Source organism: Pseudomonas sediminis, from assembly GCF_002741105.1.
GTDB classification, from domain to species: domain Bacteria; phylum Pseudomonadota; class Gammaproteobacteria; order Pseudomonadales; family Pseudomonadaceae; genus Aquipseudomonas; species Aquipseudomonas sediminis.
Genome location: NZ_NIQU01000011.1, coordinates 23,522 through 38,526, shown reverse-complemented (window position 1 = coordinate 38,526; position 15,005 = coordinate 23,522). Strand labels below are relative to the sequence as shown.

Here is a 15,005-nt window from a genome sequence, read left to right as displayed (position 1 = left end):
CCCAAACGGCAGGTGTTGCACGCTGCGTCGGTTCAGGGCTTGAACGCACCAATGAAGATCGCCGGATCAACCCGCGCATCGTTGAGGCTGACGTTCCAATGCAGATGCGGGCCGGTAGCGCGTCCGGTGGCGCCGACCTTGCCCACATGGCCGCCTCGGGAGATTTCGTCGCCTAGCTTCACGTCGATCTCGGACAGGTGGCAAAACATGCTGATCAGCCCCTGGCCGTGGTCGAGAAATACCGTCTTGCCATTGAAGAAATAATCGCCGATGAGGATCACCTTGCCGGCAGCGGGAGCCTTGATCGGCGTGCCGCGGTCGGCGGCGAAGTCCAGGCCCGAATGCGGGTTGCGCTCCTCGCCGTTGAAGAAGCGACGCAGGCCGAACGGGCTGGACAGCGGGCCGTTGACCGGTTTGTCGAACATCAGGTTGCTCGGCTGGCGCGCGCTGAACTGCTGGTAGGCACGGGTCTGCTCGGCCAGCTCGCGCTCGATGCGTTTCAGGTTGGCGGCGTTGGGGGTGACCTGCTGCTGGTTCTTGATGGTGATGCGCTGCTCGGCGTAGTGCTTGGCGCCGACCTGGAAAGTCAAGCGGCCACCGCCCTCGACCTCGACCTGTTGAGTCCCTGGCTTGACGCTGAGCGGGATGCCGACAACGGCGATCCAGCGTTGGCCATCTTCGTGAACGGTCAGCACCTGCTTACCCTGATAGCGCACTTTGGGTGCCTGCGCCGGGTTGCCCAGATCGACCACCGCCACACCGCCCGGCACCGACTTGTTCAGCAGGCGGGTGATAAAACCCTCGGCGTGGGCGGGCAGGGTAAGACACAGAGCCAGGACGAACAGACACAGCTTGTGTAGGAGCGGGCTCTGCCCGCGAAGCTTCCGGGTCGTGAATGTTCGCGAGAAGAGCTCGCTCCTACGCAGAGATGCTGGCATTGACTCAATCCAGTAGCGACAAGGTCGCCGGTTGTATGTGGTTATCTTCGACGCGCACGTCCAGTTCGCCTTCGCTCAGGCGCGCCTTGAGGCGCTGGCCGGGCTGGGTCTGCGCGGCGCTGCGCATGGCCTGACCGCGTTCGTCGAGGAGGATGCTGTAGCCTCGACTGAGGGTGGCCAGGGGGCTGACGATCTGCAGTTGCGCGGCCAGTGCGCCCAGTTGCTGGCGCTGGCTGCGTAGCTGGCCTTGCATGGCGCGTGGCAGGCGCGTAGCCAGGCCATCCAGACGCTGTCGCAACAGTGCCAGGTTGCGGCCCGGATGCTGGGCGGCGAGGCGCGCGTCGAGACGGGCCAGGCGTTCGCGCTGATTGGCCAGTTGCTGGTTGAAGGCGCGGCGCAGGCGCATGTCCAGGTCATCCAGGCGCTGGGCCTGTTGGCGCAGGCGCTCGCCGGGGTGACGCAGGCGTTTGCTCACGCCTTCCAGACGCAGGCGTTCGCGGGCCAGACGGCCCTGCATCTGCAGCACCAAGCGTCGTTGCAGATTGTGCAGGCGCTGCACCAGCTCACTGCTGTCCGGGGCCAGTAGTTCGGCGGCGGCCGAAGGCGTCGGCGCGCGCACGTCAGCGACGAAGTCGGCGATGGAAACGTCCGTCTCGTGGCCCACGGCGCTGACGATGGGCGTGACGCACGCAGCCACGGCGCGGGCCACGGCTTCTTCGTTGAAGCACCAGAGGTCTTCCAGCGAGCCGCCGCCACGGGCGAGGATCAGCGCATCGAAACCCTGCGCGTCGGCGCGTTGCAGGGCGCGCACGATCTGTGCGGTGGCCTCGCGCCCCTGTACGGCAGTGGGGATCAGGTTCAGCTCCACCTGCGGCGCGCGGCGGCGAAAGACGCTGATGATGTCGCGGATTACTGCGCCGGTCGGCGAGGTGACGATGCCGATGCGCTTGGGGTGGGCGGGCAGGGCGGTCTTGCGTTCGGTGGCGAACAGGCCTTCGGTGCCGAGCTTTTCCTTCAGCGCCTCGAAGGCCAGGCGCAGCGCGCCGTCGCCGGCCGGCTCGACGGCGTCGAGAATCAGCTGGTAGTCACCGCGCCCCTCGAACAGCGAGACCTTGCCGCGTACCTTCACCGCCAATCCGTCGCGCAGCGCCTGGCGTACACGCGCAGCGTTCTGCCGGAACAGCGCGCAGCGCACCTGCGCCTGGCTGTCTTTGAGGGTGAAGTAGATGTGGCCGGAGGCTGGACGGGCGAGGTTGGAGATTTCCCCCTCGACCCAGATGCCGGCGAACACGTCCTCCAGCAGCAGGCGGGCGCGATTGTTGAGCTGGCTGACACTGAGCACCTCGCGGTCGAGGTTCAGGCGAGCAAAGGGATCATTGATCATGGGGCGGCATGATAAGCCGAGAGGCCCGCAGGTGCGACCTTCATCAGGTGTCCTGCAGCAGACGCTCGAGCAACCAGGCTGCGACCGGGCCGAGTTCGCGCTGGCGTGACCAGATTGCGTCCACCGTCACCCGCCGTGGCCAACCACTGCAGGGCAGCTCATGCAGGCCACCGAAGCCGTAGGCATCGACCAGTTGTCGTGGCAGTTCGGCCCAGCCGAAGCCCAGGCGAGCCATTTCCAGCAGCATCAGGTAGTCCGGTGCGGCCCAGCAGCGTCCGCCGCTGCCGGGTAGATCGTCGCTGTTGGCATCGTCATGGGCGATGCTGCTCAGGCGCAGAAGGCGCCAGCGGGACAAATCGTCATGCCGCACTTCGGCCTGTTTGCTCAGCGGGTGATCCTTGGCCACGAACAGGCCGAACTCGCTGCTCATTTCCAGGCGGGCATGGGCGATATGTGGCGGGTAGCTGGGTAATGCGGCGATCAGACCCAGTTGAGCGCGGCCCTGGGTGACCAGATCGAGCACATCGGCTTGTTCGGCGATCAGGCTTTCGAACTGCAAGTCGGGGAAGCGCTGATCCAGCTCCTGCAGACGAACTTCGTACTGTTTCGGCTGGTAGGCGTCGGACAGGGCCAGGGTCAGGCGCGCTTCCTGGCCTCTGGCCAAACCGGCCGCGTGTCGCGCCAGGCGGTCGCTGGCGCACAGGACTTCTTCGGCGTGGGCCAGCAGGCTGGCCCCGGCTTCGGTCAGTTGCAATGTGCGTGGGCCGCGCTCGAACAGCGCCACGCCCAGGTCGATTTCCAGGCGCGCGACGGCCTCGCTGATGGTCGACTGGCTCTTGCCCAGGCGCCGCGCCGCAGCGCTGAGCGAGCCGCAGTTGGCGGCCTGAGCGAAGGCTTGCAGCGATTCAGGTGAAATATTCATATCGGTTTTGCCGATGGCAGCTGCCTTTGGATTGGCTGATATTCCGATGATCATAGCGCTCGTCGTCACTTATCACGAGGTTCGCTTCATGACTCAGCCCCTGCCGCGCTCTCTGCGTGAGCGCATCGGTCACGCCCTGGCCTTCGAAGGTATTGCCGTGCTTATCTGTGCGCCTGCCATGGCCTGGGCAATGGACAAACCGCTACTGCACCTGGGTGTGCTGACTCTAATGTTCTCCACCGTGGCGATGTTGTGGAACATGCTGTTCAACTACCTCTTTGACCGGGCACAGAGTCGCCTGGGTTTCGAGCGCGGGCTGTGGGCGCGGGTCAGCCATGCGCTGCTGTTCGAGGTGGGCTTGATCGTCGTGCTGGTACCGCTGGCGGCTTGGTGGTTGTCGATCGGTCTGCTCGAGGCGCTGCTCTTGGACATCGTGCTGATCCTGTTTTTCCTGCCGTACACCATGGCGTTCAACTGGATCTACGACCTGCTGCGTGCTCGCTGGGTGGCCCGTCGTGAAGCGCAGCAGGCTGCTGTGATCTGTCGCGGGGCTTGATTTGCCGGCGGTAGCGCCTAAGCTGCCGCCCTTTCCTTGCCAGCCGTTCGAACACCATGACCGCGCAACTGATCCTCGTCCCGCAGATATCCACGCTTCCCGCTCACGAGCAAAAGGCCCAGGCCATGCTGCGCTGGCTGGTCAAACGGGAAATCGTCGAGGCATTGCCTACCACCTGCGGCCAGGGTGGTAACGGTATGGCCTACGCTATCGGGCCAGGCGCTCGGCGTATCGCCCTGCGTCCCGATTTGCTGCCTTATGGCCAGGCACACAACGGTTTGGAGATCATCACCCACCGCTGCATCTATGTACCGACGCGCAGCTTTCTCGAAGAGGCGGGCTGCGCCGAATGCCGCAGGGAAGTGGGCGTGCCGCTGTTCGACAGCCTGGAGGTGTGGTGGCCAGGGGAGACCGACAACTTCACCTGCCCGGAATGCGGGCATGAAGATGACATCAACGGTTTCCTGTTCCTGCAGCCGTGCGGCTTTTCCAACCTCGGCTTCATCTTCAACGGCTGGGCTGAAGCCGGCCTGCGCCCGGCGTTCGTCGAAGAGTTCGGCGAACGCCTGGGCTTTGCGGTGAGGCAGGTGCGGGTGGACGATCCGGCTTGAGCGCGGCTCGCTCTCTCGCTTGTGGGAGGGGCTTTAGCCGCGATGTTCTCGAATCCCTTCGCGGCTGAAGCCGCTCCTACAAAGGCTTTTTAGAACTCAACACTGGCCGACAGGCGCAGCTCGCGCGGCTCGCCTACGGCAACGCGTAGATTGCCGCCGCTGGAGGAGTAGTAGCGCTCGTTGAACAGGTTACGTACGTTCAGTTGCAGGCGCGTCTTCTCTCCAAGCAATTGGCTGTCCCAAGTGACGAAGGCATCGGCTACCGTGTAGCTATCCAGCCAGAATGTGTTGGCGTTGTCGCCGGCACGCTCACCGACGTAACGGGCGCCGCCACCCAGTCGCCACTGACCCAATTCTTGGGGCAGATGCAGATGATGGACGAGGTAGAGACTGCCGACATTGCGCGCGGCGTTGACAAGTTCGTTGCCTTCGTTGGCCGGGTCATCGAGGATTTCCGTATCGGTGTAGGCGTAGCTGCCGAGCAGCTCCCAGCGCTCGCTCAGGCGGCCGGTGATATCCAGTTCCACGCCGCGGGAACCGACCTTGCCTGCTGCTTCCGATACGGAGTTGTTGGTGACCACGACGTTTTCCTTCTCGATATCGAACAGCGCCAGGCTGGCGCCGATGCCTTGAGGCAGATCGAGTTTCACCCCCAGCTCGTAGCTGCGGCCTTCTTCGGGATCGAATGCTTGGCCAGTATTGGTATCCGAGGCATTGGGCACGAAAGAGCGGCTGTAGTTGCCATAGAACGCCACCTGGTCGCTCAGCTGGAATACCAGGCCGCCGAAGGGCAGGAAGGTGGTATCGGTACGGTCGGTGGTGCGGGTATAGGTTGCGCCGCGGCCTTGTTCCACGAGTTGCTCGAAACGCTGGTAGCGACCGCCAAGCACCACGATCCACTGGTCGTTTAGATGCCAGTTGTCCTTCGCGTAGATCGAGCGTGAGTGCAGCTCGTCGCTGCGATCACTTTGCGCCGGATTAAGTAACGAAGGCGCCGCGAGATTGCCGTATATCGGGTTGTAGATGTTGAAGCCACCCACTGCTGGGCCGCGCCAGGTATCGCCACGGAAATTGTCGACGCGCTCTGTATCTGCGCCTATCAGCAGATCATGTCGTTGGCTAAAAAGGCTGGCGTTGCCGATCCAGTCCCAGGCCAGATATTGGGTTTGGTTGTCATGCTCACTACCGTCAGAACGGCGGCTGAGCGCGCCTGTAGTGGCATTCAGCGCGTTGGGGCGAGCTTCGGCATAGTCGTAGCGCTCGTTGTTCCAGCCATAGGTGAGGCGGGTCGACCAGTCGTCGCTGAGCTGATATTCGGCGGTGGCGGTGAGCAGTTCATCGATGCCTTCGGCCTTCGACCAGCTTTCACCGAAGCGGTCGTTATAGGACACCTTGGCCGGTTTGTCTTTGATGATCACCGTGCCACGATCCACCGGAGTGCTGTATTCCTTGTATTCGTAGGCGATGTTCAGGCGTAGGCGTTCGCCTTCCCAGCTAAACGAGGGGGCGATCAAACTGTGTTCTTCTTCGCCGAAGTTGCGCCAGTAGTCTTCGTGCTGGCGCTCGGCAACCAGTCGAAAGGCCAGGCCGCTGTCGGCAATGGGGCCGGTAACGTCGACTGCCAGGCTGCCACCGCCGAAGCTGGAGCTGTCCGCGCTCAGTTGCGTGCCCCATTGGTACTGCGGCTTCTTGCTGATGACGTTGATCAGGCCGCCCGGCTCCAGCGCGCCATATAACAGCGAGGCCGGCCCTTTGAGCACTTCCACGCGTTCAGTGGTGGCGCTGAAGTTGCGCGACAGGCTGGATCGAATGCCGTCGCGCAGGATGGAGCCATCGGCGTTGCTACCAAAACCGCGTTTGACGAAGCCATCCTGCGTGCCAGCCAGGGTGTTGCTCTGGGTCATGCCACTGACGAACTTCATTGCATCGTCCAGCGATCTGACCTGAAAGTCCTCGATGGTCTGTGGCGTTACCACCTGTACCGACTGGGCTTCATCCTTGAGTGCCACTGAAGATTTGCTCGCCGTACTGGCGCGCTTGGCCTGGTAACCATTCTCGTCAGCCACGGGCGCCGCGACGACTTCCTGGCTGGGCAGCTCCAGCTCCTGGGCCAGCAGGTGGCCCACTGGAAGCAGGCAAAAAGTGAGAAGGGCGGCGCCTTGGCCACTCAAGGAAAAGCGGTTGAATTTCATTTGGCACTCAAGTGCAGGGGTTTTTGAGAATCATTATTTTATGTGTTTCGAGGTATGGCTGCCTAGAGACACACTTTGCATTGAGTGAAATGAGCTCGCTGGGTATAATGCCGCGCTTCTTATTTTCCCGCTCGGGAGCCCTCCATGCTGCGCATCAGCCAAGAAGCACTCACTTTCGACGACGTCCTGCTCATCCCCGGTTATTCCGAGGTGCTGCCCAAGGACGTCAGCCTGAAGACCCGCCTGACCCGCGGCATCGAACTGAACATCCCGCTGCTGTCCGCTGCCATGGACACCGTCACCGAAGCGCGCCTGGCCATCGCCATGGCTCAGGAAGGCGGCATCGGCATCATCCACAAGAACATGACCATCGAGCAGCAGGCTGCCGAAGTGCGCAAGGTCAAGAAGTTCGAGGCTGGCGTGGTCAAGGATCCGATCACCATCGAGGCCGATGCCACCGTGCGCGACCTCTTCGAGCTGACCCGTCTGCATAACATTTCCGGTGTTCCGGTGCTGTCCAACGGCGATCTGGTGGGCATCGTCACCTCCCGTGATGTGCGCTTCGAGAATCGCCTGGACGCCCTGGTGCGTGACGTGATGACGCCGAAAGAGCGCCTGGTCACGGTCAAGGAAGGCGCCGACAAGGAAACCGTACGTGAGCTGTTGCACAAGCACCGCATCGAGAAGGTACTGATCGTCGACGACGCCTTCACCCTCAAGGGCATGATGACCGTCAAGGACATCGAGAAAGCCAAGGCTTACCCGCTGGCGAGCAAGGACGATCAAGGTCGTCTGCGCGTTGGTGCTGCCGTCGGCACCGGTGCCGACACCGGTGACCGCGTGGCTGCTCTGGTCAATGCAGGCGTCGACGTGATCATCGTCGACACCGCACACGGCCACTCCAAAGGCGTGATCGACCGCGTACGCTGGGTCAAGGAGAACTTCCCGGAAGTCCAGGTGATCGGTGGCAACATCGCCACTGGCGCCGCTGCCAAGGCGCTGGTCGAAGCTGGCGCTGATGGCGTCAAGGTCGGTATCGGCCCGGGCTCGATCTGCACCACGCGTATCGTTGCCGGCGTCGGTGTGCCGCAGATCAGCGCCGTGGCCAACGTTGCTGCCGCGCTGGCTGGTACCGGTGTGCCGCTGATCGCCGATGGTGGTATCCGCTTCTCCGGCGACCTGTCCAAGGCCATCGTCGCTGGCGCTTCCGCCGTGATGATCGGCTCCATGCTGGCCGGTACCGAAGAAGCCCCGGGCGAAGTCGAACTGTTCCAGGGCCGCTCCTACAAGGCTTACCGTGGCATGGGTTCGCTGGGCGCCATGGCGCAGGCGCAAGGGTCGAGCGACCGTTACTTCCAGGACTCCTCGGCCGGTGCCGAGAAGCTGGTGCCGGAAGGTATCGAAGGCCGCGTTCCCTACAAGGGCGCGATGAGTGCCATCGTTCACCAACTGATGGGCGGCCTGCGTGCCTCCATGGGCTACACCGGTTGCGCCACCGTCGAGGAAATGCGCACCAAGCCCGAGTTCGTGCGCATCACCGGTGCCGGCATGGCTGAGTCGCACGTCCACGACGTGCAGATCACCAAAGAGGCGCCCAACTATCGGGTTGGCTAAAAAATCGATTTGACGCTGCTGCGCTTGCGCATGCGGCGTTGGAGAAAAACTCGACACTGGCTCGCCAGTGAACGTCCGAAAGGACGGCCCGGAGGGCGAACGAAGTGAGTAAATGCGTGCTTCAGCAAACTCCGCTTTCTCGTTTCTCTCCGCCTTGCCTGCTCGTCGCTCGCGACGCGGCAAATCGATTTTTGCAATGTATGAATAACGGGGCTGTTCGATCAGCCCCGTGTCATTTGTGAACACCTACGAGAGACGGCCATGGCCCACGACATTCACGCCCACCGCATCCTCATTCTGGACTTCGGTTCCCAGTACACCCAGTTGATCGCCCGCCGCGTTCGCGAGATCGGCGTCTATTGCGAACTGCACCCCTGGGATATGAGCGACGAGGACATTCGTGCCTTCGCCCCGCGCGGCATCATCCTCGCTGGTGGCCCGGAGTCGGTGCACGAAGCCAATAGCCCGCGCGCACCGCAAGCGGTGTTCGACCTGAATGTGCCGGTGCTGGGCATCTGCTACGGCATGCAGACCATGGCTGAGCAGCTCGGTGGCAAGGTGGAAGGTTCCGACCTGCGTGAATTCGGCTACGCCCGTGTCGACGTGGTCGGCAAGAGCCAGCTGCTGGCCGGCATCGAAGACCATGTCGACGCCGACGGCGTGCTGGGCCTCGACGTGTGGATGAGTCACGGCGACAAGGTTACCCGCCTGCCGGAAGGCTTCCACATCCTCGCCAGCACCCCGAGCTGCCCGATCGCCGCCATGTGCGACGACACTCGCCACTACTACGGCGTGCAGTTCCACCCGGAAGTGACCCATACCAAGCAGGGCGGTCGCATCCTCTCGCGCTTCGTGCTGGAAATCAGCGGCTGTGAAGCCCTGTGGACCCCGGCCAACATCGTCGAAGACGCCATCGCTGCCGTGCGTGCTCAGGTTGGCGATGCCAACGTGCTGCTGGGCCTGTCTGGCGGTGTGGACAGCTCGGTGGTCGCAGCGCTGCTGCACAAGGCCATCGGCGATCAGCTGACCTGTGTGTTCGTCGATAACGGCCTGCTGCGCCTGCACGAAGGTGATCAGGTGATGGCCATGTTCGCCGAGAACATGGGCGTCAAGGTGATCCGCGCCAATGCCGAAGAGCAGTTCCTCGGCAACCTAGCCGGCGAAGCCGACCCGGAGAAGAAGCGCAAGATCATCGGCCGCACCTTCATCGACGTGTTCGATGCCGAGGCCAGCAAGCTGGATAACATCCAGTTCCTCGCCCAGGGCACCATCTACCCGGACGTGATCGAGTCGGCTGGCGCCAAGAGCGGCAAGGCCCACGTGATCAAGTCGCACCACAACGTCGGTGGTCTGCCGGAGGAGATGAACCTCAAGCTGGTCGAGCCGCTGCGTGAACTGTTCAAGGACGAAGTGCGCAAGATCGGCCTGGAACTCGGCCTGCCCTACGACATGGTCTACCGCCACCCATTCCCGGGCCCAGGCCTGGGCGTGCGCATCCTCGGCGAAGTGAAGAAGGAATACGCCGACCTGCTGCGCCGCGCCGACCACATCTTTATCGAAGAACTGCGCAAGGCCGACTGGTACCACAAGACCAGCCAGGCATTTGTTGTATTCCAGCCGGTGAAATCGGTTGGCGTCGTTGGTGACGGCCGTCGCTACGCTTGGGTCGTCGCCCTGCGCGCCGTGGAAACCGTCGACTTCATGACCGCTCGCTGGGCGCACCTGCCCTACGAGCTGCTGGAGACCGTCAGCGGCCGTATCATCAACGAAATCGAAGGCATTTCCCGCGTTACTTACGACGTATCGAGCAAGCCGCCAGCGACGATTGAGTGGGAGTGATCCCGAAGTGCTGTATGAAGAAACCGGCTTAGGCCGGTTTTTTCATGCCTGCAGATTGGTGCTGCGGCAACCCGACTCTGCTAGTGGGGTCGTTTTCCATTCGTTGAAAATGAGAAGATACCGCAATTGAGTATGCCCGCAGATTGCCGAGGTTGAAGATGTCGTTTACCCGCAGACAAGTGCTTACCGGCCTGGCTGGCCTGGGTGTGGCCGGCCTGGGCGCAGGTGGTGTGCGTTATTGGCTGGGGCGCCCGGAGAACGTGGCGAGCCATGACTACGAGCTGATCGCCGCGCCGCTTGATCTTGAGCTGGTGCCGGGGCACAAGACGCCGGCCTGGGGCTATGGCGGTCAGGCCCCGGGGTTGGAGTTGCGTTGCCGCCAGGGCGAGCGTTTGCGAGTGCGCTTCATCAACAAGCTCGATGTGCAGAGCACTATCCATTGGCATGGCATTCGTCTGCCGCTGGAGATGGACGGCGTGCCCTACGTTTCCCAAGCACCGGTTCTGCCGGGTGAATACTTCGACTATGACTTCATCTGCCACGACGCTGGCAGCTTCTGGTACCACCCGCACACCGCCAGTGCCGAGCAACTCGGGCGCGGCCTTGTCGGCCCGCTGATCGTCGAGGAGCGCGAGCCGACGGGGTTCCGCCATGAACGTACGCTGAGCCTGAAAACCTGGCATATCGACGAGCAGGGCGCGTTCACCGAGTTTCTGGTACCACGCCAGGCCGCACGCGAGGGCACGCGTGGGCGCCTGACCACTATCAACGGCAAGCCCAACCCGACACTGGAGTTGCCGGCGGGGCAGGTGGTGCGCCTGCGTCTGATCAACGTCGACAGCACCATCACCTATCGCCTAAATCTGCCGGGCGGCGAGGCGCGCATCTATGCGCTGGACGGCAATCCGGTGCAGCCGCGCCCTTTGGGCAAGGAATACTGGCTCGGCCCCGGCATGCGCCTTGACCTGGCACTCAAGGTGTCGGCTGCTGGAGAGGCGTTATCTCTACGCAACGGGCCGCTGCGCCTGGCGACCGTGAAGGGCGTCGCCAGCACCGAAACTGCCGGAGATTGGCCGCCGCCACTGCCGGCCAACCCGATTGCCGAGCCGGATCTGGCGCGCGCCGAGACGCTGCGTTTCAACTTCGAGTGGGCGGCTATGCTGTCGGGGGATGTCGAGCGTGGCGGCAGCTACAAGTACTGGCAGATCAACGGCCAGGCCTGGGACATCAACGACAAGACCTGTGCGGACCGTCCGATTGCCACGCTGAAGAAGGACGGCCACTACGTTTTCGTGCTGCGTAACATGGCGCAGTACCAGCACCCGATCCATTTGCACGGCATGACCTTCAAGGTACTGGGCTCGGACCGGCGCAAGATCATTCCCTACTTCACCGACACCTATCTGCTGGGCAAGAACGAGACAGCGCGCATCGCCTTCGTGGCCGATAATCCCGGTGTGTGGATGTTCCACTGCCATGTCATCGACCATATGGAAACGGGGCTGATGGCGGCCATCGAAGTGGTGTAGGGTAGGCGCCGTTTTTCAGGCCGCCCAAGGTGGCGGGTTGCCCTACGGATTGATGCAATGAAACGACCGCAGATCATCGACCGCTCGCGTGACGAGCATTTCATGCGCCTGGCGCTGGCGCAGGCGTGCCTGGGTGCCGAGCAGGGTGAAGTGCCGGTTGGCGCCGTGCTGGTGCAGGATGGCGAAGTGGTCGGGCAGGGCTTCAATTGCCCGATTCTGCGGCATGACCCCAGTGCCCATGCCGAGATGGTGGCGATCCGCGCGGCGGCGGAAAGTGTGCAGAACTATCGGCTGCCAGGCAGCACCCTGTATGTCACGCTGGAGCCCTGCAGCATGTGCGCCGGCTTGATCGTGCATGCACGCATCGCCCGCGTGGTGTTCGCTGCCAGCGAACCGCGCGCGGGGGCGGCGATCAGCCAGGGGCAGTTCTTCGATCAGGGCTTTCTCAATCACCGCGTACAGGTGGAGGGCGGCTTGTTGGCCGATGAGAGTGGGGCGCTGCTGAAAGCATTTTTCAAGGCTCGGCGCGGCTGATCAGTCGCCGTTTCACAGGTGCGGCGCGTCGTCGTCCCGCTTGCTCTTGTCGATGCGGCGCATGGTGGATGCCACTCTCGGAGATTTGCGTGCTTTGAAGTTGTGGCAGGGATACCCAGATGAGGCTGTCTTAGCGTGCGCCGCCCGCGATGCTCTTAATTGGGGCGAGGCGGTTGGATACGCCGTAGGACGAGATATCGGTTGGCACTAAGCTGATCGCGCTCGGTGGAACAGGTAGTAGAGCGCCAGTCCGGGAGCAAGGAACAGTAGCCACAGCAGTCCTCCGAGAGCGAGCAAGAGACTGACCAAGAGAGTTTTCATCGTTATATCCAGGCCAGCTGGAAGAGGGCTCTAGCTGGAGTAAGCCTTATCGGCGGCCGTCAGGGCCATTTCTCTCGGCTGCTATGGCTTTGTGGTATCACACTTGCTTAAGCTTTAGAGTGCTGGGGGGGCAGGGCTTCTGCTGATGCGTTTCGTGCTCCAAGTTCAGAAACCTTTGGTGCACTGCTGAGAGCTTACTAGGCGGTTATCAACGCGCTTACTCGAAGTGTGATCTGTCCCGCTCAATACGCAAGCGAAGCTCAAGTCGCAGTTTGGCAATCAGAAACTGCGCTGCCAGGCTTCCGTTATTACTGTGCTCTGAGCGTGGCTGGCAGGATGGTCCGGCGCCAGTTTAAGAGCCACATTGCACTCAGCTCTCGCTGTGATCGAGGTATTGGGCGGGTGATTGATTAGAAGGTAGGATTTTTGTGGCGCTTGATTTCAACACCATACTTCTGATGATGGCGGTCATTTCATGCCTGTCAGCTATCGCGCTTTATTTACTTTATCGTTTGTTACCGGAAACTCCCGGCCTCAAGCACGCGGCTATTGCTGGCGCCTGTCAGGCGGTCACCCCTATGGTTCTCCTGGCCCGTGGCATCATCGACCCGATGATATCGATTCTGCTGTCAAATGCGGCCTATCTTCTCGCAGGCGCGTTCTACTATCAGGCAGTACGGCAGCTCTGCGATCTCGCCATGGAATGGCGTTGGCCAATGGCCATCATACTTGTGTTCTACCCGCTGATTATTATTTTTCTAGATGGTGAGGATCTGAGTAAGCGCGTTTTCATCAGCTCAATAGCGATAGGCTGCCTTACTTTTATGAGCAGCTGGGTGTTATGGAAAGGTCAAATACAGTTATCTCGGCGCGGTCTGGCAATCGTTTTTGCGACGGCTACCCTACTTTGCGTGATCAGGATTTTCTTCATTCTGGATCAGCCGAGCATGAGTCAGTCAGACTTTAAGAGTGCTTACTTGATCTTCATGCTGGGAATAGTTACCAGTATTGGTGTAATGGTCGGTATTGTTGTAATTGTCTTTGATCGCCTGCGTGAGCAATTAAAGTTTCAGTTGCAGGAGGTTACGGCGGCCCATGATGTCGCGCGTATTGCCTTGCGTGAGCAGAAAGACTTCATGGCCATGCTGTCTCATGAGTTCAAAACCCCATTGAGTATCATCAAGGCCAATGCCGATGCGGTGGCGATGATCGATAACCCTCCAGCCCCCTTCATTAGAGAAAGTTTGGAGCGAATACAGCAAACTTCCTTGCGCCTTAGCGATCTGGTTGATGGCTGCCTGAGTGATGAGCGGATCTCGACTGTTATCGAAGAGAATGAATTGTTCATGACGTCGCTCGATCTGGTCGAACTATTGAGGGGCTTGAGTCAGGAGTACGGTGTTCGATTTGTCGATGCGCATGCTCCTCCAGCGCTGCACATACAGGGAGATCGCTACCTTGTGTCGATTTTGTTTTCAAATCTGATCAGTAACGCCCGAAAGTTTGCACGCAAACACGAAAATACCGAGGTTCGGCTGCTATCCCCGCCGCAGAATAGTACCGCCCCGATAACCGTGGAAGTATTTGACGACGGCCAGGGTGTTGCGGAACAGGAACGCAAACGAATATTTGATAAATACTATCGCGCATCATCGGAAACACAGCCGCAGGGATCAGGGCTGGGGCTTTTCTTTGTCAAACGGATTGTTGAACTGCACGGTGGTGCGGTGAGTGTCGAGTGTCGGCAGGGAACTGTTTTTTCCGTGGCATTACCTGTTGAGGGGGCGGCTAGATGCAGCAGTTGCGCGTATTGATCGTTGACGATGAGGCACACTTCCGTGCACCCATACGCGCCGTGCTGGAGAGTATCGGGATGGAGGTCATGGAGGCCGGTTCGGCAACGCAGATGGATGCCATCATGAGCCGTTTCGAGGTCGATATGCTGCTGCTGGATGTCAATCTGCCCGGCGAGGGCGGTTTGCAAATCGCCAGTCGCCTCAAGCAAACAAGGCGTATCGAGATCATCATGATGTCAGCCTTGGGTGATGTTGAACATCGCGTCAACGGCTTGTCCTCGGGGGCCGATTACTATTTGCCCAAGCCGGTCGATATCAGGGAGCTGCTAGCAGTGATGCAACGCTGTAAGCGACACAGCAGCGTTGAGAAAACAGTATCAACTCCTTGGCAGTTTCAGGCAGCCAAGTGGCTGCTGATCACGCCAGACGGTGAGGCGCATGAGTTGTCTAAATCCGAGCGAGACATATTGGGCCGACTGATCTCTCTGGCTGGAAAGCCAGTCACCCGGCAGCAACTGTATGCTGCCATGGGTGTCCCTAACTACCCGCCGGAAAGCAGAAGCCTGGATATCCATATCACCCGCATTCGCCGACGTTTTACGACCGGTAATTATGCCATTCCGATCAAGACCGTACGCAATGTCGGTTATCTGTTTTCCGAAGCGGTGCGTGTGCATCATTGAGGTTTATCGGGGCTTTAATAATTTGAGCGCTGTCGTGCGCTTAGGCCTGCTTTAGGGATGTAAACCGGTTTCTTATGAACTCCTAA

Annotated in this window: 12 protein-coding genes; 8 read left to right on the top strand and 4 right to left on the bottom strand. The window is 61.0% G+C overall.

The annotated features are described in order from the left end of the window. Positions 1 to 32 precede the first annotated feature (32 nt). The 3 genes from CDO35_RS21070 to CDO35_RS21060 are packed head-to-tail and all read right to left on the bottom strand — an operon-like array spanning position 33 to position 3,298. Complete coding sequence (locus CDO35_RS21070) at positions 33 to 938, bottom strand: peptidoglycan DD-metalloendopeptidase family protein (RefSeq protein ID WP_243699115.1); 906 nt, start codon at positions 936 to 938, stop codon at positions 33 to 35. A 4-nt stretch (positions 939 to 942) separates the two neighbouring features. Next, positions 943 to 2,322, bottom strand: a complete 1,380-nt coding sequence (gene xseA, locus CDO35_RS21065) for an exodeoxyribonuclease VII large subunit (protein WP_099526551.1) — start codon at positions 2,320 to 2,322, stop codon at positions 943 to 945. Positions 2,323 to 2,365: 43 nt separating this feature from the next. After that, complete coding sequence (locus tag CDO35_RS21060; RefSeq protein WP_099526550.1) at positions 2,366 to 3,298, bottom strand: LysR family transcriptional regulator; 933 nt, start codon at positions 3,296 to 3,298, stop codon at positions 2,366 to 2,368. A gap of 34 nt (positions 3,299 to 3,332) precedes the next feature. Here CDO35_RS21060 and CDO35_RS21055 point away from each other — a divergent pair, with 34 nt between their 5' ends. Together CDO35_RS21055 and CDO35_RS21050 are read left to right on the top strand one after the other, a co-directional pair. Next, the gene (locus CDO35_RS21055) at positions 3,333 to 3,800 is read left to right on the top strand and encodes a multidrug/biocide efflux PACE transporter (RefSeq protein WP_099526549.1); all 468 of its coding nucleotides are present in this window, start codon (positions 3,333 to 3,335) and stop codon (positions 3,798 to 3,800) included. A gap of 56 nt (positions 3,801 to 3,856) precedes the next feature. Then, entirely contained in the window at positions 3,857 to 4,411 is a 555-nt protein-coding gene (locus CDO35_RS21050; protein WP_099526548.1) for a sugar ABC transporter ATPase, read from the top strand. A gap of 89 nt (positions 4,412 to 4,500) precedes the next feature. Here the strand turns inward: CDO35_RS21050 and CDO35_RS21045 are convergent, their stop codons facing one another. Continuing rightward, positions 4,501 to 6,603, bottom strand: a complete 2,103-nt coding sequence (locus tag CDO35_RS21045) for a TonB-dependent siderophore receptor (RefSeq protein WP_099526547.1) — start codon at positions 6,601 to 6,603, stop codon at positions 4,501 to 4,503. Positions 6,604 to 6,747: 144 nt separating this feature from the next. Here CDO35_RS21045 and guaB point away from each other — a divergent pair, with 144 nt between their 5' ends. The 6 genes from guaB (at position 6,748) to CDO35_RS21015 (ending at position 14,919) form a co-directional block, all read left to right on the top strand. Next, positions 6,748 to 8,217, top strand: coding sequence for an IMP dehydrogenase (gene guaB, locus CDO35_RS21040; RefSeq protein ID WP_099526546.1), 1,470 nt, complete (start codon positions 6,748 to 6,750; stop codon positions 8,215 to 8,217). 261 nt (positions 8,218 to 8,478) lie between these two features. Continuing rightward, positions 8,479 to 10,056 (top strand): glutamine-hydrolyzing GMP synthase, encoded by a 1,578-nt coding sequence (guaA, locus tag CDO35_RS21035; protein WP_099526545.1) that lies wholly within the window; start codon positions 8,479 to 8,481, stop codon positions 10,054 to 10,056. Between the two features lie 158 nt (positions 10,057 to 10,214). Beyond that, on the top strand, positions 10,215 to 11,585 hold the full coding sequence (locus CDO35_RS21030) for a multicopper oxidase family protein (protein ID WP_099526544.1): 1,371 nt from the start codon (positions 10,215 to 10,217) through the stop codon (positions 11,583 to 11,585). A gap of 57 nt (positions 11,586 to 11,642) precedes the next feature. Beyond that, positions 11,643 to 12,119: a tRNA adenosine(34) deaminase TadA gene (tadA, locus tag CDO35_RS21025; protein WP_099526543.1), complete on the top strand. Its 477-nt coding sequence runs from the start codon at positions 11,643 to 11,645 to the stop codon at positions 12,117 to 12,119. Positions 12,120 to 12,868: 749 nt separating this feature from the next. Beyond that, positions 12,869 to 14,254, top strand: coding sequence for a sensor histidine kinase (locus tag CDO35_RS21020; protein ID WP_099526542.1), 1,386 nt, complete (start codon positions 12,869 to 12,871; stop codon positions 14,252 to 14,254). Further along, positions 14,233 to 14,919, top strand: coding sequence for a response regulator transcription factor (locus CDO35_RS21015; protein WP_099526541.1), 687 nt, complete (start codon positions 14,233 to 14,235; stop codon positions 14,917 to 14,919). The genes CDO35_RS21020 and CDO35_RS21015 overlap by 22 nt, the downstream gene beginning before the upstream one ends. Positions 14,920 to 15,005 lie beyond the last annotated feature (86 nt).